Annotated in this window: 20 protein-coding genes; 5 read left to right on the top strand and 15 right to left on the bottom strand. The window is 64.9% G+C overall.

Annotated features, from left to right (window positions below; genetic code table 11):
* Positions 1-4: 4 nt before the first annotated feature.
* Positions 5-3016, bottom strand: coding sequence for a bifunctional [glutamine synthetase] adenylyltransferase/[glutamine synthetase]-adenylyl-L-tyrosine phosphorylase (locus tag ACLKOZ_RS14470; protein ID WP_436475949.1), 3012 nt, complete (start codon positions 3014-3016; stop codon positions 5-7).
* A gap of 9 nt (positions 3017-3025) precedes the next feature.
* A complete protein-coding gene (glnA, locus tag ACLKOZ_RS14465; protein ID WP_337351469.1) occupies positions 3026-4366 on the bottom strand; it encodes a type I glutamate--ammonia ligase in 1341 nt (446 codons plus the stop codon).
* Positions 4367-4631: 265 nt separating this feature from the next.
* On the opposite strand from glnA, the gene panB reads away from it, so the two are divergent.
* Entirely contained in the window at positions 4632-5537 is a 906-nt protein-coding gene (gene panB / locus ACLKOZ_RS14460; protein WP_436475947.1) for a 3-methyl-2-oxobutanoate hydroxymethyltransferase, read from the top strand.
* Positions 5538-5595: 58 nt separating this feature from the next.
* Here panB and ACLKOZ_RS14455 read toward each other — a convergent pair whose 3' ends face one another.
* The gene (locus ACLKOZ_RS14455; protein ID WP_337351470.1) at positions 5596-5763 is read right to left on the bottom strand and encodes an SPOR domain-containing protein; all 168 of its coding nucleotides are present in this window, start codon (positions 5761-5763) and stop codon (positions 5596-5598) included.
* Positions 5764-5894: 131 nt separating this feature from the next.
* On the opposite strand from ACLKOZ_RS14455, the gene map reads away from it, so the two are divergent.
* The 3 genes from map to ACLKOZ_RS14440 all read left to right on the top strand — a co-directional run bounded on the left by map (position 5895) and on the right by ACLKOZ_RS14440 (position 8416).
* Positions 5895-6773, top strand: coding sequence for a type I methionyl aminopeptidase (gene map, locus ACLKOZ_RS14450; protein ID WP_376048201.1), 879 nt, complete (start codon positions 5895-5897; stop codon positions 6771-6773).
* A gap of 69 nt (positions 6774-6842) precedes the next feature.
* Complete coding sequence (gene ppgK, locus ACLKOZ_RS14445) at positions 6843-7646, top strand: polyphosphate--glucose phosphotransferase (RefSeq protein WP_337347764.1); 804 nt, start codon at positions 6843-6845, stop codon at positions 7644-7646.
* Positions 7647-7681: 35 nt separating this feature from the next.
* Positions 7682-8416, top strand: coding sequence for an SDR family oxidoreductase (locus ACLKOZ_RS14440; RefSeq protein ID WP_337351473.1), 735 nt, complete (start codon positions 7682-7684; stop codon positions 8414-8416).
* A 78-nt stretch (positions 8417-8494) separates the two neighbouring features.
* Here the strand turns inward: ACLKOZ_RS14440 and nrdR are convergent, their stop codons facing one another.
* The 3 genes from nrdR to ACLKOZ_RS14425 all read right to left on the bottom strand — a co-directional run bounded on the left by nrdR (position 8495) and on the right by ACLKOZ_RS14425 (position 11071).
* Positions 8495-9010: a transcriptional regulator NrdR gene (nrdR, locus tag ACLKOZ_RS14435; protein WP_337347763.1), complete on the bottom strand. Its 516-nt coding sequence runs from the start codon at positions 9008-9010 to the stop codon at positions 8495-8497.
* A gap of 141 nt (positions 9011-9151) precedes the next feature.
* A complete protein-coding gene (gene hisD, locus ACLKOZ_RS14430) occupies positions 9152-10528 on the bottom strand; it encodes a histidinol dehydrogenase (RefSeq protein ID WP_436475943.1) in 1377 nt (458 codons plus the stop codon).
* 9 nt (positions 10529-10537) lie between these two features.
* Positions 10538-11071, bottom strand: a complete 534-nt coding sequence (locus tag ACLKOZ_RS14425; RefSeq protein ID WP_436475942.1) for a hypothetical protein — start codon at positions 11069-11071, stop codon at positions 10538-10540.
* A 177-nt stretch (positions 11072-11248) separates the two neighbouring features.
* Between ACLKOZ_RS14425 and ACLKOZ_RS14420 the strand changes: the two genes are divergently transcribed.
* The gene (locus tag ACLKOZ_RS14420; protein ID WP_436476108.1) at positions 11249-11707 is read left to right on the top strand and encodes a flavin reductase family protein; all 459 of its coding nucleotides are present in this window, start codon (positions 11249-11251) and stop codon (positions 11705-11707) included.
* Between the two features lie 3 nt (positions 11708-11710).
* Here ACLKOZ_RS14420 and dnaE read toward each other — a convergent pair whose 3' ends face one another.
* The 9 genes from dnaE to ftsZ form a co-directional block, all read right to left on the bottom strand.
* Entirely contained in the window at positions 11711-15268 is a 3558-nt protein-coding gene (gene dnaE, locus ACLKOZ_RS14415; RefSeq protein WP_436475940.1) for a DNA polymerase III subunit alpha, read from the bottom strand.
* A 35-nt stretch (positions 15269-15303) separates the two neighbouring features.
* The gene (locus ACLKOZ_RS14410; RefSeq protein WP_436475938.1) at positions 15304-16230 is read right to left on the bottom strand and encodes an RluA family pseudouridine synthase; all 927 of its coding nucleotides are present in this window, start codon (positions 16228-16230) and stop codon (positions 15304-15306) included.
* Positions 16223-16816 (bottom strand): signal peptidase II, encoded by a 594-nt coding sequence (lspA, locus tag ACLKOZ_RS14405; RefSeq protein WP_436475936.1) that lies wholly within the window; start codon positions 16814-16816, stop codon positions 16223-16225. The genes ACLKOZ_RS14410 and lspA overlap by 8 nt, the downstream gene beginning before the upstream one ends.
* 109 nt (positions 16817-16925) lie before the next feature.
* On the bottom strand, positions 16926-17621 hold the full coding sequence (locus ACLKOZ_RS14400; protein WP_337347756.1) for a DivIVA domain-containing protein: 696 nt from the start codon (positions 17619-17621) through the stop codon (positions 16926-16928).
* Positions 17622-17795: 174 nt separating this feature from the next.
* A complete protein-coding gene (locus tag ACLKOZ_RS14395; protein WP_337347755.1) occupies positions 17796-18083 on the bottom strand; it encodes a YggT family protein in 288 nt (95 codons plus the stop codon).
* Between the two features lie 121 nt (positions 18084-18204).
* Positions 18205-18735, bottom strand: a complete 531-nt coding sequence (locus tag ACLKOZ_RS14390) for a cell division protein SepF (protein ID WP_337347754.1) — start codon at positions 18733-18735, stop codon at positions 18205-18207.
* A gap of 88 nt (positions 18736-18823) precedes the next feature.
* On the bottom strand, positions 18824-19555 hold the full coding sequence (locus ACLKOZ_RS14385) for a YggS family pyridoxal phosphate-dependent enzyme (protein ID WP_436475933.1): 732 nt from the start codon (positions 19553-19555) through the stop codon (positions 18824-18826).
* Positions 19548-20237 (bottom strand): polyphenol oxidase family protein, encoded by a 690-nt coding sequence (locus ACLKOZ_RS14380; RefSeq protein WP_436475931.1) that lies wholly within the window; start codon positions 20235-20237, stop codon positions 19548-19550. The genes ACLKOZ_RS14385 and ACLKOZ_RS14380 overlap by 8 nt, the downstream gene beginning before the upstream one ends.
* A gap of 8 nt (positions 20238-20245) precedes the next feature.
* Positions 20246-21478 carry a cell division protein FtsZ gene (ftsZ, locus tag ACLKOZ_RS14375; protein ID WP_066285766.1) on the bottom strand — a complete coding sequence of 411 codons (1233 nt, stop codon included), beginning with the start codon at positions 21476-21478 and terminating at the stop codon, positions 20246-20248.
* Positions 21479-21532: the final 54 nt, after the last annotated feature.

Below are 21532 nucleotides of genomic sequence, written 5' to 3'. Positions count from 1 at the left end.
ACCCCTAATGGCCGTAGAAGACCTTCTCGAAGACCGCACGGGCACGCCGGCTGAGGCGAAGGTAATCCTCCTCAAGCGTGCCCGCCTGGCCTGGCTCGTAGCCGCACCAGCGGGCCACCGCTTCCAGGTCGCGTCGGGAGGACGGCAGCAGGTCCGATGCCCGGCCGCTCCAGATGACGTTGGCGGACCGGATACGGCTGGCAAGGCGCCAGGCGGCGGCCAGCAGCTCGGCATCGCTTTTCTCCAGGAGGCCCAGGGCGGCAGAGGCGTCCAGGGCCTCCACTGTTGAGGTGGTCCGCAGTTCCGGATGCCTGCCCGCATGCTGGAGCTGGATCAGCTGGACCAGCCACTCGACGTCGCTGAGGCCACCGCGGCCCAGTTTCAGGTGGCGGGCGGGATCGGCCCCGCGGGGCAACCGCTCCGATTCGACCCGCGCCTTGACGCGGCGGATTTCCCGGACGTCCTGCTCCGAGATCGATTCCGGGTACCGGATGGGGTCGATCAGTTCCAGGAAGTCCTTGGCGAGCCCGTCATCGCCTGCCATCGGCCGGGCACGAAGCAGGGCCTGCGCTTCCCAGATGAGGGACCATCGACGGTAATACTCGGCGAAGGAATCCAGCGAACGGACCATCGCGCCGCTTTTCCCCTCCGGCCGGAGGTCTGCGTCGACCTGCAGGACGCGCTCGGCCATGATGGCGGGCTTCAGCGGCTGGGTGAGCAGGCTGGAGACCTTGGAAACAATCCGGGCCGCCTGTTCCTGGGCTTCCTCCTCCGTGTAGCCGGGCAACGCCCGGTGCACGTACATCACGTCGGCGTCGGAGCCGTAGCCGATCTCGCGGCCGCCCTGCCGCCCCATCGCCACTATCAGCACAGCGGTCTTGAGCGGAGACTTCGCGGAGACGATGGCCTCGGCCACACGCAGGGCCCCGAGCACAGCCGCCCGGTCAGTGTCCGCCAGCGCGGCGCCCACCTGCTCCTGGCCCAGCAGCCCGGCGGAGTCGGCGATGGCGATCCTGAGGATCTCCCGGCGCCGGATCAGCCGGATGAGCCGCATGGCGTTTTCAGGGTCCGAATGCCGCGACATCTTGGAGGTGATTTCCTGCCACTGGGCCTCGAAGCTCAGCGGGGCAAGGTCCTTGTCGTGACCCAGCCACGCCACAGATTCGGGCGAGACCTCCAGCAGGTCGGCGATCAGCCGCGAGTTGGACAGGACGTGGCACAGCCGCTCGGCCGCAGCCGTGGAGTCGCGCAGCATGCCGAGATACCAGTGCGTGGTGCCCAGGGTCTCACTGACCCGGCGGAAGGCGAGCAGGCCGGCGTCGGGATCCACGCCTTCGGCCAGCCAGTCCAGCAGGATGGGCAGCAGCTGCCGCTGCAGGGCGGCCCGCCTGCTCACCCCGGCGGTGAGCGCCTCGATATGCCGCATGGCGCCCTTCGGGTCGCCGTAGCCCAGCGCGGCAAGCCGGCCCTGGGCGGCTTCTGGTGTGAGCCTGGCATCCTCGCTGCTGAGCTTGGCCGCGGTGTTGAGCAGGGGCCGGTAGAAAATGCGTTCGTGGAGCTCACGTACGGAACGTTTGGTCTTCTGCCAGGCGGAGAGCAGCGCGTCGGGATGCGGCCGTTCGTTGGAAAACGGGCCCAGCACGGCCTTGGCCAGCGCCCGCAGCGCTGCCTCACTGACCGGCATGAGGTGGGTCCGCCGGAGCTGGAACAGCTGGATCCGGTGTTCAAGGAGGCGCAGGTAGCGGTAGGCGTGGTCGAATCCGGCGGCGTCGGAGCGGCCGATGTATCCTCCGGCCGAGAGTGCCGCAATGGCTGAGGTGGTGTCCCGGCACCGGAGTGATTCGTCGGACTTGCCATGGACCAGCTGAAGGAGTTGGACGGTGAACTCGACATCACGGAGGCCGCCGCGCCCCAGCTTGATCTGCCGTTGTTCCTCGGCGGCGGGAATGTGTTCGGTGACCCGGCGGCGCATGGCCTGCACGGACTCCACAAATCCATCCCGTCCCGCGGAATTCCAGATCAGCGGTTCGATGGCCTTCTCGTAGCGCCGTCCGAGGTCCTCGTCGCCGGCAATGGTGCGGGCCTTCAGCAGCGCCTGGAACTCCCAGCTTTCCGCCCAGCGGGCGTAGTAGCTTTCATGCGAAGGCAGCGTCCGCACCAGGGGCCCGGACTTGCCTTCCGGCCGCAGGTTGGCGTCCACTTCCCACAACCCCGGCTCCCGGGCGATCGAGGAAATGGCCCGTGAGATTCCGCTGGCAAGGGCAGTGCCGATGGTGTTGGCCCGCGCGTCGTCGAGGCCGGGGGCATCGATCACGTAGATGACGTCGACGTCGGAAATGTAGTTAAGCTCGCGGGCGCCGCATTTGCCCATTCCGATGACGGCCAACCCGACGTCAGCGACGTCCCCGGCGCCAAACTGCTCGGCTGCCTCGGCCCGGGATACGGCCAGGGCAGCCTCGATGGCGGCACCGGCAAGGTCAGCCAGTTCAGCCCCGACAGCGGGCATGAAGTCCAGGGGGTCCGCAGCGCACAGGTCCTTCACGGCAAGATCCACCACCCCACGGCGGTAGGCAGTGCGCAGGGACACGTAGGCTTCGGTTCCGGTCAAGGCCGCAACCGGCCTCGCCGACCTCGGATCTGCCCGGACGGACTTCAGCAGGGCGGCCCGGAGCTGGCCAGGATCCGCCTGCAACGGTTCGGGACTTGCCCTGACCTCAAAGGCATCAAGATGCTCCGGATGCCGGATGAGGAACTCGCCAAGGGCCTCGGAGGCACCCAGAACCCGGTACAGCGGTTCGCTGGTCTCAGGATCGGCCGCGGCCAGCACCCGGAGGTCGGGATGCTTCTCGATCAGGCGGACCAGGGACTGCAGGGCGGTGTCCGGGTTCGCTGCCAGCTGCAGGCCGGCGAACAGCTTGTCCTGGTCCAGGCCCTCAAGTTCGCGGGCAGCGAGGAACCGCTCGCCCTTCTCCAAGTCACTGAAGCCGGCCGAGATCAGGCGGCGGGCAAGGCTCACCTCGCCGGCCTAGAGGATGCCGAGGTTGCGCTGCAGTTCGTAGGGCGTCACCTGGAGCCGGTAGTCCTGCCACTCCGCGCGCTTGTTCCGCAGGAAGTGTTCAAAGACCTGTTCACCGAGGATCTGCGGCATCAGTTCGGACTCTTCCATGGAGCGGATGGCGTCGTGCAGGCTGGCGGGAAGGGGGTCGTGGCCCATGGCACGGCGTTCGGCAGAGCTCAGTGACCAGACATCATCCTCGGCAGCCGCGGGCAGGTCGTAACCCTCTTCGATTCCCTTCAGGCCGGCACCCAGGAGGACCGCATAGGCGAGGTAGGGGTTGGCCGCAGAGTCGATGCCCCGGTATTCGATGCGGGCGGACTGGCCCTTGCCGGGCTTGTACAGCGGAACCCGGACCAGGGCCGAACGGTTGTTGTGGCCCCAGCTGAGGTAGCTCGGCGCTTCTCCGCCGCCCCAGAGCCGCTTGTAGGAGTTGACGAACTGGTTGGTCACCGCCGTGAACTCGGGGGCGTGCTTGAGGATGCCGGCGATGAACTGGCGCGCCGTCTTGGACAGCTGGAATTCAGCGCCCGCTTCATAGAATGCGTTGGTGTCGCCCTCGAACAGCGAGAAGTGGGTGTGCATGCCGGAACCGGGGTGGGCCGTGAAGGGCTTGGGCATAAACGTGGCGTAGGTGCCCTGCTGGAGAGCGACCTCCTTGATGACGGTGCGGAACGTCATGATGTTGTCCGCCGTCTGCAGCGCATCCGCGTACCGGAGGTCGATTTCGTTCTGGCCTGGACCGGCCTCGTGGTGGCTGAACTCCACGGAGATGCCCACGGATTCAAGCATGGTCACGGCAGTACGGCGGAAGTCCTGCGCCACGCCGCCCGGAACGTGGTCGAAATAGCCTCCTTCGTCAACGGGTACCGGCGAGCCGTCAGGGCCGGGTTCCTGGGACTTGAGGAGGTAGAACTCGATCTCGGGGTGCGTGTAGCAGGTGAAGCCCATGTCCGCGGCCTTGGCCAGCGTGCGCTTGAGGACGTTGCGGGGGTCCGCGGCGGACGGCTCACCGTCCGGAGTGAGGATGTCGCAGAACATCCTGGATGTCTGTTCTGTCTCACCGCGCCAAGGCAGGATCTGGAACGTGGAAGGGTCCGGCTGGGCCAGCATGTCGGATTCGAACACGCGGGCAAGGCCCTCAATGGCCGAACCATCAAAGCCCAGGCCCTCCTCAAAGGCGCCTTCAACCTCGGCGGGGGCAAGTGCCACCGATTTGAGTGAACCCACGACGTCGGTGAACCACAGGCGTACAAACCGTACGTCGCGCTCTTCGATAGTGCGCAGGACAAACTCTTGCTGGCGGTCCATGATGGCCTCTTCTCCGGTCAACGTCCATGCCCCGGGTCCGCAGTTCAGGAAGCCGGCAGCAGTTCACAAACACTTTACTAAGCAATTGGCGCCGATGCGGGAGCCTGCACCCCGCGTAACACAGCGTTAACACTGGTGCACGGGCAGGAGGGCCGGTTGCGTCCGCTGCTGGCGGCGCCGAGGGCCAGCCCAATATGACGCGAATCACCCGCCCGGCGCTCTTGGCCGGTAGCTACGGCGGCGGGTCCCGCACTACGCTCTTGCCATGGCCTCAAGCAATAGCTCTGACTCACGCGCGTCCGCTGAAGTACCCGCACCGTACGGAAACGGGCCCTCGACGGCCTCGTCGCCGTCGCCGGACGCCGCTCCCAAGCCTGCTGCGAAGGTCCGCATCCATCACCTCCAGCAGGCAAAGCGGGACGGAACCCGCTTCGCAATGCTGACCGCCTACGAACAGTACACGGCGGAGATTTTCGACCAGGCCGGGATCGAAGTGCTGCTGGTGGGTGACTCCGCATCCAACAACGTGTTTGGCAATGAGACCAGCCTGCCCGTCACAGTCGAGGAGCTCCTTCCGCTGTGCCGGGCCGTGGCGCGGTCCGCCAAACGTGCCCTGGTGGTGGCGGACCTCCCGTTTGGCAGTTACGAGGTGTCCCCGCAGCAGGCAGTGGCCACCGGTGTCCGGTTCCTCAAGGAAGGGCTCGCGCACGCAGTGAAAATCGAGGGCGGTGCGTTTTACGCAGAGACGGTGCGGGCCATGGTCCAGGCCGGGATCCCCGTGATGGCCCACATCGGGTTTACACCGCAGAGCGAACACGCGTTGGGCGGTTATCGGGTACAGGGCCGCGGCGACGACGCCCGGCGGCTGGTTGACGACGCCGTGGCGCTGGCCGAGGCTGGTGCGTTCAGCATCCTGATGGAAATGGTTCCCGCCGGTACGGCCGCCGCCGTCGACGCCGCGGTCAGCGTCCCCACTGTTGGCATTGGCGCGGGCAAGGAGACCACGGGACAGGTGCTGGTGTGGCAGGATATGGCCGGTCTCCGTGGTGGGAAAATGGCCAAGTTCGTCAAGCAGTACGCAGACCTCCGCAGCACGCTCAGCGATGCCGCGAAGGCCTATGGCGAGGATGTCCGTTCGGGCCAGTTCCCCGGCCCGGAGCACTCCTTCTAGGTTTCCTCAGCGGACCAGTCCTGCTGCCTGCGCCGCGAACCCTCCGGGCAGGCGGGCGTCAGTCGTCGTCGTCGCCCTTTTCCCACGCCTCGTTCCGGGCCCTGACTTTATCCAGCGCGTGTTCGGCTTCTTCGCGTGTCTTGTAGGGGCCGATCAGCTGGCTCCAGTCCGAGAGTGCGTCCTCCTCCACCTCGTGGGTGTTTACGTTGTACCAGTACTCAGTCATGGTGCTCCTCGTTCCGACGGCATTGTTCGGGCTGCGGCTGCCGCCACGTGACCCACGTAACGTAACGCGTACGCGGGCCCGATGCGGCCTCCAGTTACTAGGCCTTCTGCGGTGCCTTATATGATCAATCTATGCCTTCCCTAGCCTCGACTGCACCCACCGGCACCCTCACCCCGGGAACGGTCAGCCCGCAGCTCCCCGTACCGGCGTCGATCCCCCGCCCCGAGTACGTTGGCAAGCCCGGTCCGGCAAAGTTCACCGGCTCGGAGGTCAAGTCTGCCGAGACCGTGGAGAAGATCCGGATTGCGTCCAGGATCGCCGCGCAGGCCATCGTTGAGGTGGGCAAGCACATCAGGCCCGGAGTAACTACCGACCACCTGGACAAAGTAGGGCATGAATTCCTTCTGGACCACAAGGCCTACCCATCCACGCTTGGCTACCGGGGGTTCCCCAAGTCCCTGTGCTCATCCCTGAATGAAGTCATCTGCCATGGCATCCCGGACAGCACCGTGGTCCAGGACGGCGACATCATCAACATCGACATCACCGCCTTCATCAACGGAGTCCACGGCGACACGAACTACACGTTCCTGGTAGGTGAGGTGGATGAGGAATCGCGGCTCCTCGTCGAGCGTACGCAGGAGTCGCTGAACCGGGCCATCAAGGCTGTGGCCCCCGGCCGCGAGATCAACGTGATCGGCCGCGCCATCCAGTCCTATGCCAAGCGTTTCGGCTACGGTGTGGTCCGGGACTTTACCGGCCACGGCGTGGGGGAAGCATTCCACACCGGCCTGATCATCCCGCACTACGACGCCGCCCCCGCCTACAGCACCGTGATCGAGGCCGGCATGGTCTTCACCATTGAGCCCATGCTGACCCTCGGGACCGTGGAGTGGGACATGTGGCCGGACGACTGGACCGTGGTCACCCGTGACCGCAAACGGACAGCCCAGTTCGAACACACGCTCCTGGTGACCGAGTCCGGCGCCGAAATCCTCACCCTGCCCTGACCCACCCTGTTTTAGGTCAGCCCCCGGGCCGACCGCTCCTGCCCGCCCACTGCCACGAACGGAATCACATTGGCCAAGAAGGACGAGAAGTCGCACAAGAACGCCCCGCTGATCGGCATCGACATCGGCGGCACGGGAATCAAGGGCGGCATAGTCGACCTGAAGAAGGGCAAGCTCCTTGGTGAGCGGTTCCGCGTTCCCACGCCCCAGCCCGCCACGCCGGAAGCCGTGGCGGAAGTCGTGGCGCAGGTAGTTGCCGAGCTCTCCGCACGGCCCGACGCTCCTGCTGCCGGCTCCCCCGTGGGCGTCACTTTCCCCGGCATCATCCAGCACGGCGTGGTCCATTCGGCAGCCAACGTGGACAAGAGCTGGCTCAACACCGACATCGACGCGCTGCTCACCGCACGGCTTGGCCGCCCGGTGGAGGTTATCAACGACGCCGACGCCGCCGGCCTCGCCGAAGCACGTTTCGGCGCCGGCAAGGGCGTGGAAGGAACCGTCCTGGTGATCACGCTGGGCACCGGAATCGGCTCCGCCTTCATTTTCGATGGCCGCCTGGTCCCCAACGCGGAGCTGGGGCACCTCGAGATCGACGGCTTTGACGCCGAAAGCAAGGCATCCGCCGTGGCCCGTGAACGGGACGGCCTGAGCTGGGAGGAATACAGCGTGCTGCTGCAGCGCTATTTCTCCCACGTGGAGTTCCTCTTCTCCCCCGAGCTGTTTATCGTGGGCGGCGGCATCTCCAAGCGGGCCGATGAATACCTGCCCCACATGAAGCTCCGCACGCCGATCGTGCCCGCGGAATTGAAGAACGAGGCGGGAATCGTTGGCGCCGCCATCGAAATCGCGCTGAAGCACAAGCTCTCCAAGTAACCTTGGGGCTGCCTGCCGGGGATGCTCCCGGCGTTATGATCGTCACCGGTGCGAGCCGCGGCATCGGCGAGGCCATTGCCCGCCGCGCGGCCCGTGCCGGGCACGCAGTCGTGGTCAACTATTCGACGGACGGCTCCGGGGCCCGCTCAGTGGTCCGGTCCATTACCGACGACGGTGGATCAGCAACGGCCGTGCAGGCGGACGTCAGCGATCCCGTGGCCGTCCGGGAGATGTTCGACGCCGCGGCCCGGCTCGGCCCGCTCACGGCAGTGGTGAACAATGCGGGAATCACGGGGAACCTCATCGGCGACCTCGCCAACGTGCCTGCTGAGACCGTCCGGCGGGTGATGGACGTCAATGTCACCGGCCTGATCTATGTCTGCCAAGAGGCCGTCCGCAGGCTTGGGCCCGCCGGTGCCGGTACCGGCGGGTCTATCGTGAACATCTCATCGACGGCCACGAAGGCGGGCTCGCCCGGCACGTGGACCCACTACGCGGCCTCGAAGGGTGCAGTTGACGTCCTGACGGCGGGACTCGCCGCCGAGGTGGCCTCTTGGGGGATCCGGGTCAACTGCGTGGCCCCAGGGAGCACCAATACCGGGCTGCATGCGGCCGCAGGAATGCCCGACCGCGTCGAACGCCTGAATCCGACTATTCCGATGGGCCGCGGTGCGGAACCGGACGAGGTGGCGGCGGCCGTGATGTGGCTGATGTCGGACGAGGCGGGCTACATCACCGGCGCCGTGCTGCCGGTCTCAGGCGGCAGGTAGCGGCCAACGGATCCCTGCGCTCGAACGCCAGGGTGCCGGTGGTGACTGCGGCTTCCCCTCCGCTGCCACCACCGGAATCTAGAGGGAGCTCTTCTCGGAGCTCGGCGCGCCCTTGGCTGTCTCAGTCACGGCTATTTTGGCTTCCTGTTCCGACTCGTGGCGGAGCAGGGAGATGGCCGTTTCAAAGTCCTCAAGGGATTCGAAGGCCTGGTACACGCTCGCAAAACGAAGGTAGGCCACCTTGTCCAGCTTCTGCAGCGGACCAAGGATGACAAGCCCTACTTCGTGGGCGTCGATTTCGGCTGCCCCCGAGGCCCGGATCTGTTCCTCGACCTCCTGTGCCAGAAGGGCGAGGTCGTCTTCGCTGACGGGCCTGCCCTGGCACGCCTTGCGAACACCGTTGATCACCTTGCTGCGGCTGAAGGGTTCGCCGACGCCTGAGCGCTTGATGACCGAAAGGCTGGTGGTCTCCACCGTAGTGAACCTACGGCCGCATTCGGGGCACTGCCTGCGGCGCCGGATGGCGGATCCGTCGTCTGCCATGCGGCTGTCCACCACACGGGAATCCGGATTGCGGCAGAACGGACAGTACATGGCGTCCCTCTCTCGCTCTCTCGGCGTCAGTTTAATGCCCACCGGCTGGCCGGTGTCCAGCTACCAGTCTACGACTACATCTTGCGTAATAACAAGCTTGTAATTACTACATGTAGTGCTTCCCTGCCAGGCCGGGGAACGTCAGGCGGGTTTGCCGAAGCGGGCTGTCACGGCCTGTCCATGGGCGGGGAGGTCTTCTGCCCCGGCGAGGCTGACGATGTGCCCGCTGACTTCCTCCAGGGCACCCTTGGTGTAGTTGATCACCTGGATCGCGCGCAGGAAGGTGGTCACGTTCAGGCCGGAGGAGAAAGCCGCGGTTCCGCTGGTGGGCAGGACATGGTTGGAGCCGGCACAATAATCCCCGAGGCTGACAGGACTGTAGTCCCCCACGAAGATGGCACCGGCGTTCCGGATGCGTGCTGCCACGGCCGCCGCGTTCGCAGTCATGATCTCAAGGTGTTCGGCCGCATACGCGTCGCACGCCGCGACGCCCTGTTCGAGATCCTCCACCAGCACCACGCCGGACTGGGGCCCGGAGAGCGCCTCACGCACCCGTTCGGAGTGCTTGGTTGCTGCTGCCTGGGTGTTGAGCTCAATCCGCACGGCAGCGGCGAGGTCCTCCGAATCCGTAATCAGGACCGAGGCCGCTTTGGGATCGTGCTCGGCCTGGCTGATGAGGTCGGCGGCCACCAAGCGCGGCTGGGCGGTGGAGTCCGCCAGGATCGCGATTTCGGTGGTGCCGGCTTCCGAGTCGATGCCCACGACTCCCTTGACCAGCCGCTTGGCGGTGGCCACGAAGATGTTTCCGGGTCCCGTGACAACGTCCACGGGCTCCAGCGTGGGCCCGGCCGTTGTGGCGTCCACGCCATAGGCAAACGCCGCGATGGCCTGCGCCCCGCCGATGGCGTAGACCTCGTTGATCCCGAGCAAGGCTGCGGCGGCGAGGATGGTGGGGTGGGGAAGGCCGCCAAAGTCCTTCTGCGGGGGCGATGCCAGCGCGATCGAGGCTACTCCCGCGGCAAGGGCGGGAACGACGTTCATGATGACCGACGAGGGGTACACGGCGAGGCCGCCCGGGACATAAAGCCCAACCCTGGCAACCGGGACCCAGTTCTGGCTCACGATGGCACCGTCGCCGAGTTCGACGTCGATATTCCGCGGCCGCTGGCTGTCCGCGAACCGCCGGGCGCGGCTGATGGACTCTTCCAGGGCATTCCGCACGGCCGGATCCAGTTCCGCCAGAGCGCGCGCCAATCCCGCAGCCGGCACGAGGGGGTGGTCCTGTTCCACGCCGTCGAAACGCTGGGCGTACTCGGTGAGTGCGTCGTAGCCGCGGCGCCGGACATCCCCGATGATGTCCAGGACTTTCTGTTCGGCATCCGCCACTGTCTGGTGCTGGGCCCGCGGAACGGCCGCCCGCAGTCCGGCCAGCGTCAGGCCCTTGCCACGGAGGTCGACCGTGCGGAAGCTGACGGCAGGGGCAGTGGGGGTGGCGGGAAACTCAGGAGTAATGGTCACCGGTTCATTTTACGCGCCGGAAGCAGCGTCCCTGCCGACAGGGCCGGCGGTCCCCTCCGGTCCCTGCCGCAGGAGCGTAAGGAGGCTGATGGCGAAGGTGCCGATGGCAGTGGCCGCCGGCCAGAGCAGCAGGACCGGCAACGACCGCAGCGAGAAGGCCACACTGGCATTGATGGAGGTGTCCGCCGGGGCTCCCCACAGCTGGGCTGCGAACATACCTGTTTGCCAGGCGACAGCGGCCCCTGCAAGGCTGCCGGCAAGGGCAAGCACCAGGTCCTCCTGCCGGGAGCGCCTGGATTTGTCAGTGATAAACACGGCCAGCAGGCAGCCGGCAAAAACAAGCAGGCCAGCGAGCGTCAGGTCCCTGGGCAGCCATACCAGCGGGTTCGTGCCCTCCCCCAGTGCGGGATCCCTGGTGATGAGGTTCAGGCCACCAGGTGCAAGCAGCCACCAAAGCAAGCCAACGGGGATCCCTCCTGCTGTGGCGGCGGCGAACCAGGCCCATTGAAGCCCGGAGGAGCGCCGCGGGATGCGTTGTGTCATGAAACAAACCTTAACAAATGTTCAGGCCCCTCAACCGGGGGACGTGCGGGTAAACAGTTTCCCTGGGGTGCCACGTGAGCCATACCCTTGAAGAGAGCCAAGTCCCGTTCAGGGTAATCCAGGGAGTTTTTCATAGTGACCGAAGATCGCGTGCCGTTCGAGCGTACGTTCAAGGAAATGTTCCGCCGCCATGCGGCCGGCGTGGCGATCATCACCGTCAACTACAACGGCCAGCCCTACGGTTTCACCGCCACGTCCGTCGCTTCGCTGTCAGCCCAGCCACCGCGGTTCACGTTCAACATGGCCCGGAGTTCGAGCTCCTGGCCTGCCGTGGCAAACACCACCCACATCGGCGTGCACATGTTGGGACTCGAGAACCAGGAACTCGCCGACCGTTTTGCCCGCACCAAGGACCGCTTTGGCGGCGACCACTGGGAGCTTGGCCCGCACGATGTTCCGGTTCTCAAGGACGTAGCCGGCTGGCTGATCGGCAAGATCCAGATGAGGCTGTCTTTCGAGAACAACGCCGTGGTGGTGGTGGAGGTCGTCGACGGCCAGGTGGGCGAGGACGGCTCGCCCCTGCTCTACCATGCCGGCGGCTACAGCCAGCCGGTACCGCTGGACTACGAAATCTAGGTGCTAGACGTCAAGGCAGGCCGGCCCGAGGAGTACCTTGAGGTCGCCGAACAGCGAGGGATTGGGATTCACCCGCATATGGACCGGCAGGCCCATCACCTCCACCCGTGAGTCGCCGTGCAGGTGGACGCGTACCTCCGAGTTTCCCCGATGGTTGCGCAGGACATCCCCGAGTTCGGTGACCACGGCTTCAGTGGCCTTGTGGGTGGGCATGGAGATCAGCAGCGGACCGTTGGTGCCCTCGCTGAGGTCGGGAACGGAGAGTTCCATGCAGTTCAGTGTCACGGCGCCGTCGTCGCGCCGCTGCAGCCTGCCTTTAACCACAACGATCAGGTCCTCGGCGAGGACTGAGGCGATGGGACCATATACCTGCCCGAAGAACATGACCTCCATGGAGCCGCCAAGGTCCTCGATCTCGGCACGTGCGTAGGCGTTGCCGCTGGCCTTGGCGATGCGGCGGCTCAGCGAGGTGATCATCCCGGAGATGGTGATGATGGCGCCGTCGTTCGGACCGTCTTCGGCAATAATCGAGGTGATGGACTGGTCCGCGTGCTGGCTGAGTACCCCTTCCAGGCCCTGCAGTGGGTGGTCTGAGACATAGAGTCCCAGCATGTCCCGTTCAAACGACAGCTTGTCCTTCTTCTCCCACTCGGGAAGTTCCGGGATCTCGATGCTCAGGGACGCCTCCGATTCGGCCTCTTCAAACCCGGCGAAGAGGTCGAACTGGCCGATTGCCTCGTTCCGTTTGAGGGTGATGACCGAATCGATGGCCTCTTCGTGAATCATCACCAGGGCGCGGCGGTGGTGGTTGAGGGAGTCGAATGCGCCGGCTTTGATCAGGGATTCGATGGTCCGCTTGTTGCAGACCACGGCAGGGACTTTCATCAGGAAGTCCTTGAAGGAGGAATATGCGCCCTCGCTCTCCCGGGCGGCCACCATGGCCTGGACCACGTTGGATCCGACGTTTCGGATGGCACCCATGCCGAAACGGATATCGTTCCCCACCGGCGTGAAGTTCAGCGAGGACTCGTTGACGTCGGGCGGAAGAACGGTTATGCCCATGCGGCGGCACTCGTTGAGGTAGATCGCGGACTTGTCCTTGTCGTCTCCCACTGACGTCAGCAAGGCTGCCATGTACTCCGGCGCGTAGTGGGCCTTCAGGTAGGCGGTCCAGTACGAAATGACACCGTAGGCGGCCGAGTGTGCCTTGTTGAATGCGTAGTCGGAGAACGGCAGCAGGATGTCCCAGAGGGTCTTGACGGCCTCCATGGAGTAGCCGTTGTCCTGCATGCCCTGCGAGAAGCCGGCAAACTGTTTGTCCAGTTCTGATTTCTTCTTTTTGCCCATGGCGCGGCGGAGGATGTCGGCCTGGCCGAGGGAATATCCGGCCAGCTTCTGCGCGACGGCCATAACCTGTTCCTGGTACACGATCAGGCCGTAGGTCCCGCCGAGGATTTCGGCGAGCGGTTCCTTGAGCTCAGGGTGGATCGGAATGACTTCCTGGATCCCGTTCTTGCGCAGCGCGTAGTCGGTGTGCGCGTTGGCGCCCATCGGCCCCGGCCGGTAGAGGGCCAGGACGGCGGAGATGTCTTCGAAGTTGTCAGGCTTCATCAGCTTGAGCAGGGACCGCATGGGACCGCCATCGAGCTGGAATACGCCCAATGTGTCACCCCTGGCCAGCAGCTCGTAGGAGGCGGCGTCGTCAAGGGCAAGGCTGTCGAGGTCCAGTTCGTGGCCCCGGTTGAGCTTGATGTTCTCCAGGGCGTCGGAAATGATCGTGAGGTTCCGCAGGCCCAGGAAGTCCATCTTGATCAGGCCCAGGCCTTCGCAGGTGGGGTAATCGAACTGCGTGATCACCTGGCCGTCCTGGATGCGCCTCATGATGGGGATGACATCGATGATGGGGTCCGAGGACATGATGACGCCGGCAGCGTGCACACCCCACTGCCGTTTCAGCCCCTCGATGCCCAGCGCCGTTTCGAAGACCTTGGCGGCCTCGGGGTCCGTGGCGATCAGCTGCCGGAAGTCACCGGCCTCGCTATAGCGCTTGGAGTCCTTGTTCTGGATGTCCGCCAGCGGAATGTCCTTGGCCATGACGGCCGGCGGGAGCGCCTTGGTCAGCTGCTCCCCCATGCTGAATGGGTAGCCGAGCACACGCGAGGAGTCTTTCAGCGCCTGCTTGGTTTTGATGGTGCCGTAGGTAACGATCATGGCCACGCGCTCGTCGCCGTATTTGCGGGTCACGTAGTCGATGACCTCAGAGCGGCGACGGTCATCGAAGTCGACGTCGAAGTCAGGCATGGAAACACGGTCGGGGTTGAGGAAGCGCTCGAAAATCAGGCCGTGGTGCAGCGGGTCGAGGTCCGTGATGCGCATGGCGTAGGCCACCATCGAACCGGCGCCGGAACCACGTCCGGGTCCCACGCGGATGCCGTTGTTCTTCGCCCAGTTGATGAAGTCAGCCACCACCAGGAAGTACCCGGGGAACCCCATGGAGGTGATGACCTCCAGCTCGTAGTCAGCCTGGGTGCGGACCTTGTCCGGGACACCGCCGGGGTAACGGTACTCCAGCCCGGCGGCAACTTCCTTGACCAGCCAGGACGTCTCGTCCTCGCCCGGCGGGCAGGGGAACCGCGGCATGTAGTTGGCCCCGGTATTGAACGAAACTTCGCAGCGTTCGGCGATCAGCAGGGTATTGTCACACGCGTCCGGGTGGTCCCTGAACAGTTCACGCATTTCCTGGGGCGATTTGAGGTAGTAGCCGCTGCCGGAGAACGCGAACCGGGAGCCGCCGTTGTCATAGGTGGGTTCCAGCAGGGTGGAACCCGACTGGATGGCCAGCAGTGCCTCGTGGGCCTTGGCGTCGTGCTCGTGCGTATAGTGCAGGTCGTTGGTTGCCACCAGCGGCAGCTTCAGTTCCTTGGCGAGCCGCAGCAGGTCCCCGGTAACCCGGCGCTCGATGTCGAGTCCATGGTCCATCAGTTCGCAGAAGTAGTTTTCCGCCCCGAAGATGTCGCGAAACTCGGAGGCTGCTTCCAGGGCCTCACGGTACTGGCCCAGCCGCAGACGGGTCTGGACTTCTCCCGACGGGCAGCCGGTGGTGGCGATCAGGCCTTCCGAATACGTGTTCAGGAGTTCGCGGTCCAGCCGCGGCCACTTCCCGAACACGGCGTCCAGGGAAGCGATGGATGAGGCCCGGAAGAGGTTGCGCATGCCTGCGTTGTTGTAACTCAGCAGCGTCATATGGGTGTATGACCCACCGCCCGAGATGTCATCCTTGCGCTGATGTTCCTCGCCCCAGCGGACACGGCTCTTATCCGTCCGTGCCGTCCCCGGTGTTACGTAGGCCTCTACGCCGATAATGGGCTTGATGCCCTGGTCCGTGGCGCGTTTCCAGAAGTCGAAGGCGCCGAACAGGTACCCGTGGTCGGTGGTGGCGAGGGCAGGCATGCCCAAGCGTTCAGTCTCGTCGAAAAGCTCCCCCAAGCGGGCGGCGCCGTCCAACATGGAGTACTCGGTGTGGTTGTGCAGGTGGACGAACGAGGCATTGCTGGAAGTCACCGCACTATTCTATGCGCCGCCCGGCTCCGGAGTGGTCAGGCCTGCCCGGATTCGAGCACTTCCAGGGCAAAGGAGAGATCCTGCGGGTACTCGCTGGTGACGGTGACCCTGTCCCCCGTCACCGGGTGGTCGAAGCCGAGCTGGCGGGCGTGCAGCCACTGCCGCGTGAGGCCCAGCGTGGCGGCGAGCCGCGGGTCCGCACCGTACGTTAGGTCACCGGCACAGGGGTGCCGGAGGGCGGAAAAGTGGACGCGTATCTGGTGCGTGCGGCCAGTTTCAAGATGAACTTCCACCAGTGTGGCCTTGCCGAAGGCCTCTAATACCTCGTAATGGGTAATTGAAGGCCTGCCGTCCTCGATCACGGCAAAGCGCCAGTCATGGCCCGGATGGCGCCCGATCGGCGCGTCGATGGTGCCCTCCAAGGGGTCCGGCAGGCCCTGGACCACCGCGTGGTAGACCTTGTCCACGCTGCGCTCCTTGAACGCCCTCTTCAGGGCCGTGTAGGCGCGCTCGGTCTTCGCCACGACCATCACACCGGACGTGCCGACGTCGAGCCGGTGGACGATGCCTGCACGTTCGGGGGAACCGGAGGTGGAGATGCGGTACCCGGCTCCTGCGAGGCCGCCCACTACGGTGGGCCCGACCCAGCCCGGTGATGGATGGGCAGCAACACCCACGGGCTTGTCGACGACGACGAAATCGTCATCATCGAGCAGGATCTTCAGGCCTTCCACAACTTCCTCCACCACTTCGAGCGGGTCCCGCCGTTCGGGCACCGTGACGTCAAGGACGTCCCCTGCAATCAGCTTTGCTGACTTGCCTACCGCTTTGCCCCGGCTGATGACGTTGCCTTCGGCAATAAGCGTCGCGGCCAGGGAGCGTGAAATGCCCATGAGCTTTGCCAGTCCTGCGTCCGCCCGTGTTCCGCCGAATTCATCGGCCACCACAATGCGCTCAGGCATCGCCGGGTTCTTCCTTTGGCGTGGCCTTCTCCCGCGGAGGCGCCACATGCCGGGACCCGTCCAGGGAGATCCCGCGGAGCGTCAGAATGCAAATAATGGCCACTGCCGAGACCACAGCGGAATCGGCAATGTTGAAAATGGCAAAATTGGGGAGCTGGATGAAGTCCACCACGTGCCCCATCCCGAACGAAGGCTCGCGGAACAGCCGGTCCGTGAGGTTGCCCAGTGCACCGCCCAGGAGTAGGCCCAAGGCCAGCGACCACCAGGCGGACCCAAGCTTGCGCACCTGGAACAGGATGGCAATGGAAACCGCCGCCATGATGATCGAAAACACCCACGTGACGTTTTCTCCAATGGAGAAGGCGGCGCCGGAGTTCCGGATGAAGTACCAGTGCAGCACTGGCGGCAGGACAGGGATGCGTTCGCCCTCAACCATGCTGGAAGTAACCCAGAGTTTGGTCAGCTGGTCCAGGGCGTAGGCGAAGACCGCGAATCCAGCAAAAAGGGACAGCAGGATCCGGCGGCGGGGGCGCCGCGGCGTGGGCGGAAGAGGGAGTGCAGCGTCAGCGGCAAGTTCGTCTGTCATGGTGCTTTCATTCGGATACCGATGTTAATCACAAAAGCCGGCGGCCGAGGAATCCTCAGCCACCGGCTTTCAGAATACGTGCTTAACTATCGAGTTTGGTTCGACCTTGCTAGTTGGCTTCGACCTCGGGTGCGGCCACGGAGCCACGGGCGTCAAGGTCGCGCAGCTGGCCTTCGATGTAGGCCTTCAGGCGTGAGCGGTAGTCGCGCTCGAAGCCACGCAGCTGCTCCACCTTGCGTTCGAGCACAGAGCGCTGCTGCTCGAGGGCACCGAGGATCTTGCGGGACTTCTCCTGAGCGTCGTTGACGAGGCTGCTGGCTTCGATCTGCGCCTCAGCAATGATCTTGTCCTTCTGGGCCTGGCCATCAGCGACGTGGCGGTCATGCATCTGCTGCGCCATGGCCAGCAGTCCGGCAGCCGATTCGGCAGAAACTGTGCTGCCGGCAGCCTGGGAAGGAGCGGCAGCTGCAACAGCAGCAGCCGGAGCAGCCTGCTCAGCTTCCTTCTTCTTGCTTGCTTCGGCGGCTTTGGCGTCTGCCTCGGCCTTGGCGCGGGAGTCGTCCTTCTCGGCCTTGACGGGCGCGGGGACCTTCTCGACCACCGGTGCCGCAGCGGCGGAGCTGGCAGGAACGGCCGAACCGCCCTCGGCGAGCTTCTTGCGCAGCTCGTCGTTCTCCTGGTTCAGGCGCCGGAGTTCAACGACGATTTCGTCCAGGAAGTCATCTACTTCATCCTGGTCGTAGCCTTCGCGGAACTTGGTCGGCTGAAAGCGCTTGTTGACAACGTCTTCTGGCGTCAAAGCCATCTGGTCACCTCACTGGTCTAGTTAGTCAGTGGCCTTCCGGCCGTCAAAACTACGGTACCTAAATATGGACTGGTTCCTCTAATTCAACACCGTGGTGTCAAACCGGAGTTTCTTCGCGTTGCAAGTGACAGTTCCCTGCGGATCTGAGCCTGAACAGCTAGGTCTAATGGAAATTTACGCGAAACTCCTGGTGATACCCATCGCCACGCTGACAGCGATGAACAAAATCAGGAACCCCAGGTCCAGGCTGATGCCGCCAAGCCGCAGAGGCGGGATCAGTCTCCGCAGGACCTTCAGTGGCGGGTCCGTGACCGAATACACTGCGTGGGCCACCACGAGGGCCGGCCCACGGGGGCGCCACTCCCGGGCAAACATCTGGACCCAGTCGAACACCAGCCGCACGATGAGTGCCACAAGGAACAGTAAAAGGGCGATATAGACAAGTCCGAAAACAATTCCCATGACTTAACTCATATCTCCATGTCCATTCCGGATACCGCAGCGTCCTGCCAATGTTTCTTATCTATTTCAGCACAGATGCCAGACAGGTCCACCTGCCTGGCATCCACAATGAGCCTAATGGCTAGCTTTGATTGAAGAAGCTCGCCTGGGTCTCGCTGACCTTCTTGTCATCGCCGATGACCTCGATGTACGACGGCGACAGGAGGAAGACCTTGTTGGTGACACGCTCGATGCTGCCCCGGAGTCCGAACACGAGCCCTGCGGAAAAGTCCACAAGGCGCTTGGCATCGGCCTCGCCCATGTCGGTGACATTCATGATGACCGGGATGCCGTCACGGAAACTCTCGCCGATAAGCTTCGCGTCGTTGTAGGAGCGCGGGTGGATGGTGGTGATCTGCCGGAGGCCGGAAGACTCTTCGCGGCTGGATGCCGCACGCTTGATGGGGGTCACTGGTGCGCGGTATTCCTCTTCGGGGACATAGGACGCCTCACGGCTGACCTCGCGGACGGGTGCGGGTGCACGGCGTTCCTCGCGGTCAACTTCCATGGATTCGTCCTCATCCTTACGTGTGGTGTGGTGCTCGGACTCGTAATGTTCATCGCCATCGGCGAGCCCAAGATAGATCATTGTCTTGCGCAGAGCGCCGGCCATGGTCGACTCCTAATCGTGTCCGTAGGCGGGCCGACCAATGATTTGACAGCACTGGAAATCCCCGCCATTCACTTCCAATGCTTTGACGCTACCCCACGGCGGGACGCGATCCGAGAATATCCGAACCGATCCGCAGGTGTGTCGCTCCGAAGCGGATGGCCACCTCGAGGTCCTGGCTCATACCGGCCGAAATGCCCGTGGCGCCCGGATGGTCCGCGGTGAGCCTGGCAGAGATGGCGGCTAGCTTCTCGAAGGCCGCTTCCGGCGGGGACCCCAGTGGCGCCACAGCCATGACGCCGGCCAGGACCAGCCCGCCGGCGGAGGCCAGTTGCTCTGCGAGGGACGGGACCTCGGCGGGAGCGGCCCCGCCGCGGTGTGCACCGGCGTCGTCGTCGAGGCTGACTTGGATGAAGCATTCCAGCGCAGCCCGCCCTGACCGGTCCTGTTCGGTGGCCATGGCCCGGGCGAGCCCGTCAACGAGCTGCGGCCGGTCCACGGAGTGGACGGCATGGGCATAGCGGACAACGGATTTGGCTTTTTTGCTTTGGAGTTGGCCCACAAAATGCCAGTTGAGCCCGAGGTCGTGCAGGGCTTCAGCTTTCGCCGACGCCTCCTGATCCCTGTTCTCTCCGACGTCCTTGACGCCCAGGGCGGCGAGCCGGCGGATGTCGTCCGCCGGGTGGAACTTGGTGACGACGATTAGCGCCGGCTCATCCGCCCGGCCTGATGCCTTTGTGGCAGCGACGATGCGGCTCCTCACTGCGGCCAGGCCATTTTCCAATTCGGCAGTGCGCGCTGCAGGGTTCGTGGCGTCAGTCATGCGTCCAGACCAATCCGGCAAACCGGCCAGTGTCTTTGTTACGGCGGTAGGAGAATAGATCCTGGTTCTCAAGCGTGCAAGGCCCGCAGTACATGACGTCCACGCCTGCCGCCTCCAGCTGGCTCCGCGCGCCGGCAGGAAGGTCAAGGCCGGGAGTCCCCCAGCTGGTGGTGGACCACGCCGCAGGAACTGCTGCCGCTACGTCGGCCCGCAGCCCGGCCGGAACCTCGTAGCAGCTGCCGCAAATTGACGGACCGAGCCATGCCTGGATGTTGACGGCCCCCATGGCCCGCATGCGTTCGACCGCGGCGGGAATGACCCCCGCCGCCAGACCCGGCCGGCCGGCGTGGACAGCACCAAGCACAGGGCCGCCAGGGGCTTGGCCGACCAGCACCGCGGGGATGCAATCAGCCACCATGACCGCCAGCGGCACGCCCCTGGAAACCATGGCATCTGCCTCAGGATCGGCACTGCCGGCCTCCATGACCGCCACGGCAGTTCCATGCACCTGGTTCATGAACCGCAGGGAACCCGGCACCATGGCCGCATTGAGCTCCAGTTCTGCCCTGCGTATCCGGACATCGTCCGCGTTGTCCCCCACATGCAACGCCAGGTTGCCGGCGCGTGTGTCCGTGAATGCCACGGTCACACCGGGGAGGACTTCCGTCTTCCAAAGGAACAAGCTGCGCCCTACTTCAGGAAGTCGGGGACATCCAGGTCATCGGAGCGGCTGCCGGAGAGGTCCGGCTCCACGACCGAGGGAAGGTCGACGTCGAAACCGGAGTCCGCGGGCACCGCCGACGGGCGCTGCTGGCCCCAGTTGCTCAGGCCGGACGCGCCGACTCCGGCGTGGACCGGCTGTACGTTCATCTGGTGGCTTCCGCCCGACGGGGCCTGGGCCGGGGCGGGCGCGGGCGCGGCGGGGCGCTGGGGGGCTACCTGGGGCTGGGACTGGTCCATGGACGGCGAGGTTGCCTTGACGTCGTCGAAGCCCGCGGCAATGACGGTCACGCGGGCCTCGTCGCCGAGGGCGTCGTCGATGACCGCGCCGAAGATGATGTTCGCTTCCGGGTGGGCCACTTCCTGGACCAGCCGCGCCGCTTCGTTGATCTCGAAGAGGCCGAGGTCGGAGCCGCCCTGGATGGACAGCAGGACACCGTGGGCGCCGTCGATGGAGGCCTCAAGCAGCGGCGAGGCGATAGCAAGTTCCGCAGCCTTCACGGCACGGTCCTCACCGCGGGCTGAACCGATGCCCATCAGTGCCGAGCCTGCGCCCTGCATGACGGACTTCACGTCCGCGAAGTCAAGGTTGATCAGGCCGGGCGTGGTGATGAGGTCAGTGATGCCCTGGACACCGGACAGCAGGACCTGGTCAGCAGAGCGGAAAGCGTCCAGGACGGAGACGTTGCGGTCGCTGATGGACAGGAGCCTGTCGTTCGGGATGACGATCAGGGTGTCCACTTCGTCGCGGAGGGCGTCGATGCCCGCCTCGGCAGAGCCGGCACGGCGCCGGCCTTCGAAGGTAAACGGGCGGGTGACTACGCCGATGGTCAGCGCGCCGAGCGAACGTGCGATACGTGCCACGACGGGAGCGCCGCCAGTACCCGTTCCGCCGCCTTCACCGGCGGTCACGAAGACCATGTCTGCGCCGCGGATGACCTCTTCGATCTCGTCCGCGTGGTCCTCCGCTGCCTGCTTGCCCACCTCCGGGTTGGCGCCTGCGCCGAGCCCGCGTGTCAGCTCCCGCCCAACGTCAAGCTTGACGTCGGCATCGCTCATCAGCAGGGCCTGGGCATCGGTGTTGATTGCGATGAATTCGACACCGCGAAGACCGACTTCGATCATGCGGTTGACTGCGTTCACGCCACCGCCGCCGATGCCGACGACCTTGATGACGGCCAAGTAATTCTGCGGAGCTGCCACGTTACGTGTCCCTTGTTCGTGTCCTATTGCGAAAACTGATGGAGTCGAGCTTGA

Source organism: Arthrobacter sp. R4 (genome assembly GCF_051365025.1).
Classification (GTDB): Bacteria; Actinomycetota; Actinomycetes; order Actinomycetales; family Micrococcaceae; genus Arthrobacter.
This window is presented reverse-complemented; position numbering and strand designations above follow the sequence as displayed.

Coding starts and splice junctions, on each gene's coding strand:
- glnA (WP_337351469.1), bottom strand. CDS start 4,366: ATGGACCGCCAGCAAGAGTTTGTCCTGCGCACTATCGAAGAGCGCGAC.
- panB (WP_436475947.1), top strand. CDS start 4,632: ATGGCCTCAAGCAATAGCTCTGACTCACGCGCGTCCGCTGAAGTACCC.
- ACLKOZ_RS14455 (WP_337351470.1), bottom strand. CDS start 5,763: ATGACTGAGTACTGGTACAACGTAAACACCCACGAGGTGGAGGAGGAC.
- map (WP_376048201.1), top strand. CDS start 5,895: ATGCCTTCCCTAGCCTCGACTGCACCCACCGGCACCCTCACCCCGGGA.
- ACLKOZ_RS14440 (WP_337351473.1), top strand. CDS start 7,682: ATGATCGTCACCGGTGCGAGCCGCGGCATCGGCGAGGCCATTGCCCGC.
- nrdR (WP_337347763.1), bottom strand. CDS start 9,010: ATGTACTGTCCGTTCTGCCGCAATCCGGATTCCCGTGTGGTGGACAGC.
- ACLKOZ_RS14425 (WP_436475942.1), bottom strand. CDS start 11,071: ATGACACAACGCATCCCGCGGCGCTCCTCCGGGCTTCAATGGGCCTGG.
- ACLKOZ_RS14420 (WP_436476108.1), top strand. CDS start 11,249: ATGTTCCGCCGCCATGCGGCCGGCGTGGCGATCATCACCGTCAACTAC.
- ACLKOZ_RS14410 (WP_436475938.1), bottom strand. CDS start 16,230: ATGCCTGAGCGCATTGTGGTGGCCGATGAATTCGGCGGAACACGGGCG.
- lspA (WP_436475936.1), bottom strand. CDS start 16,816: ATGACAGACGAACTTGCCGCTGACGCTGCACTCCCTCTTCCGCCCACG.
- ACLKOZ_RS14400 (WP_337347756.1), bottom strand. CDS start 17,621: ATGGCTTTGACGCCAGAAGACGTTGTCAACAAGCGCTTTCAGCCGACC.
- ACLKOZ_RS14395 (WP_337347755.1), bottom strand. CDS start 18,083: ATGGGAATTGTTTTCGGACTTGTCTATATCGCCCTTTTACTGTTCCTT.
- ACLKOZ_RS14390 (WP_337347754.1), bottom strand. CDS start 18,735: ATGGCCGGCGCTCTGCGCAAGACAATGATCTATCTTGGGCTCGCCGAT.
- ACLKOZ_RS14385 (WP_436475933.1), bottom strand. CDS start 19,555: ATGACTGACGCCACGAACCCTGCAGCGCGCACTGCCGAATTGGAAAAT.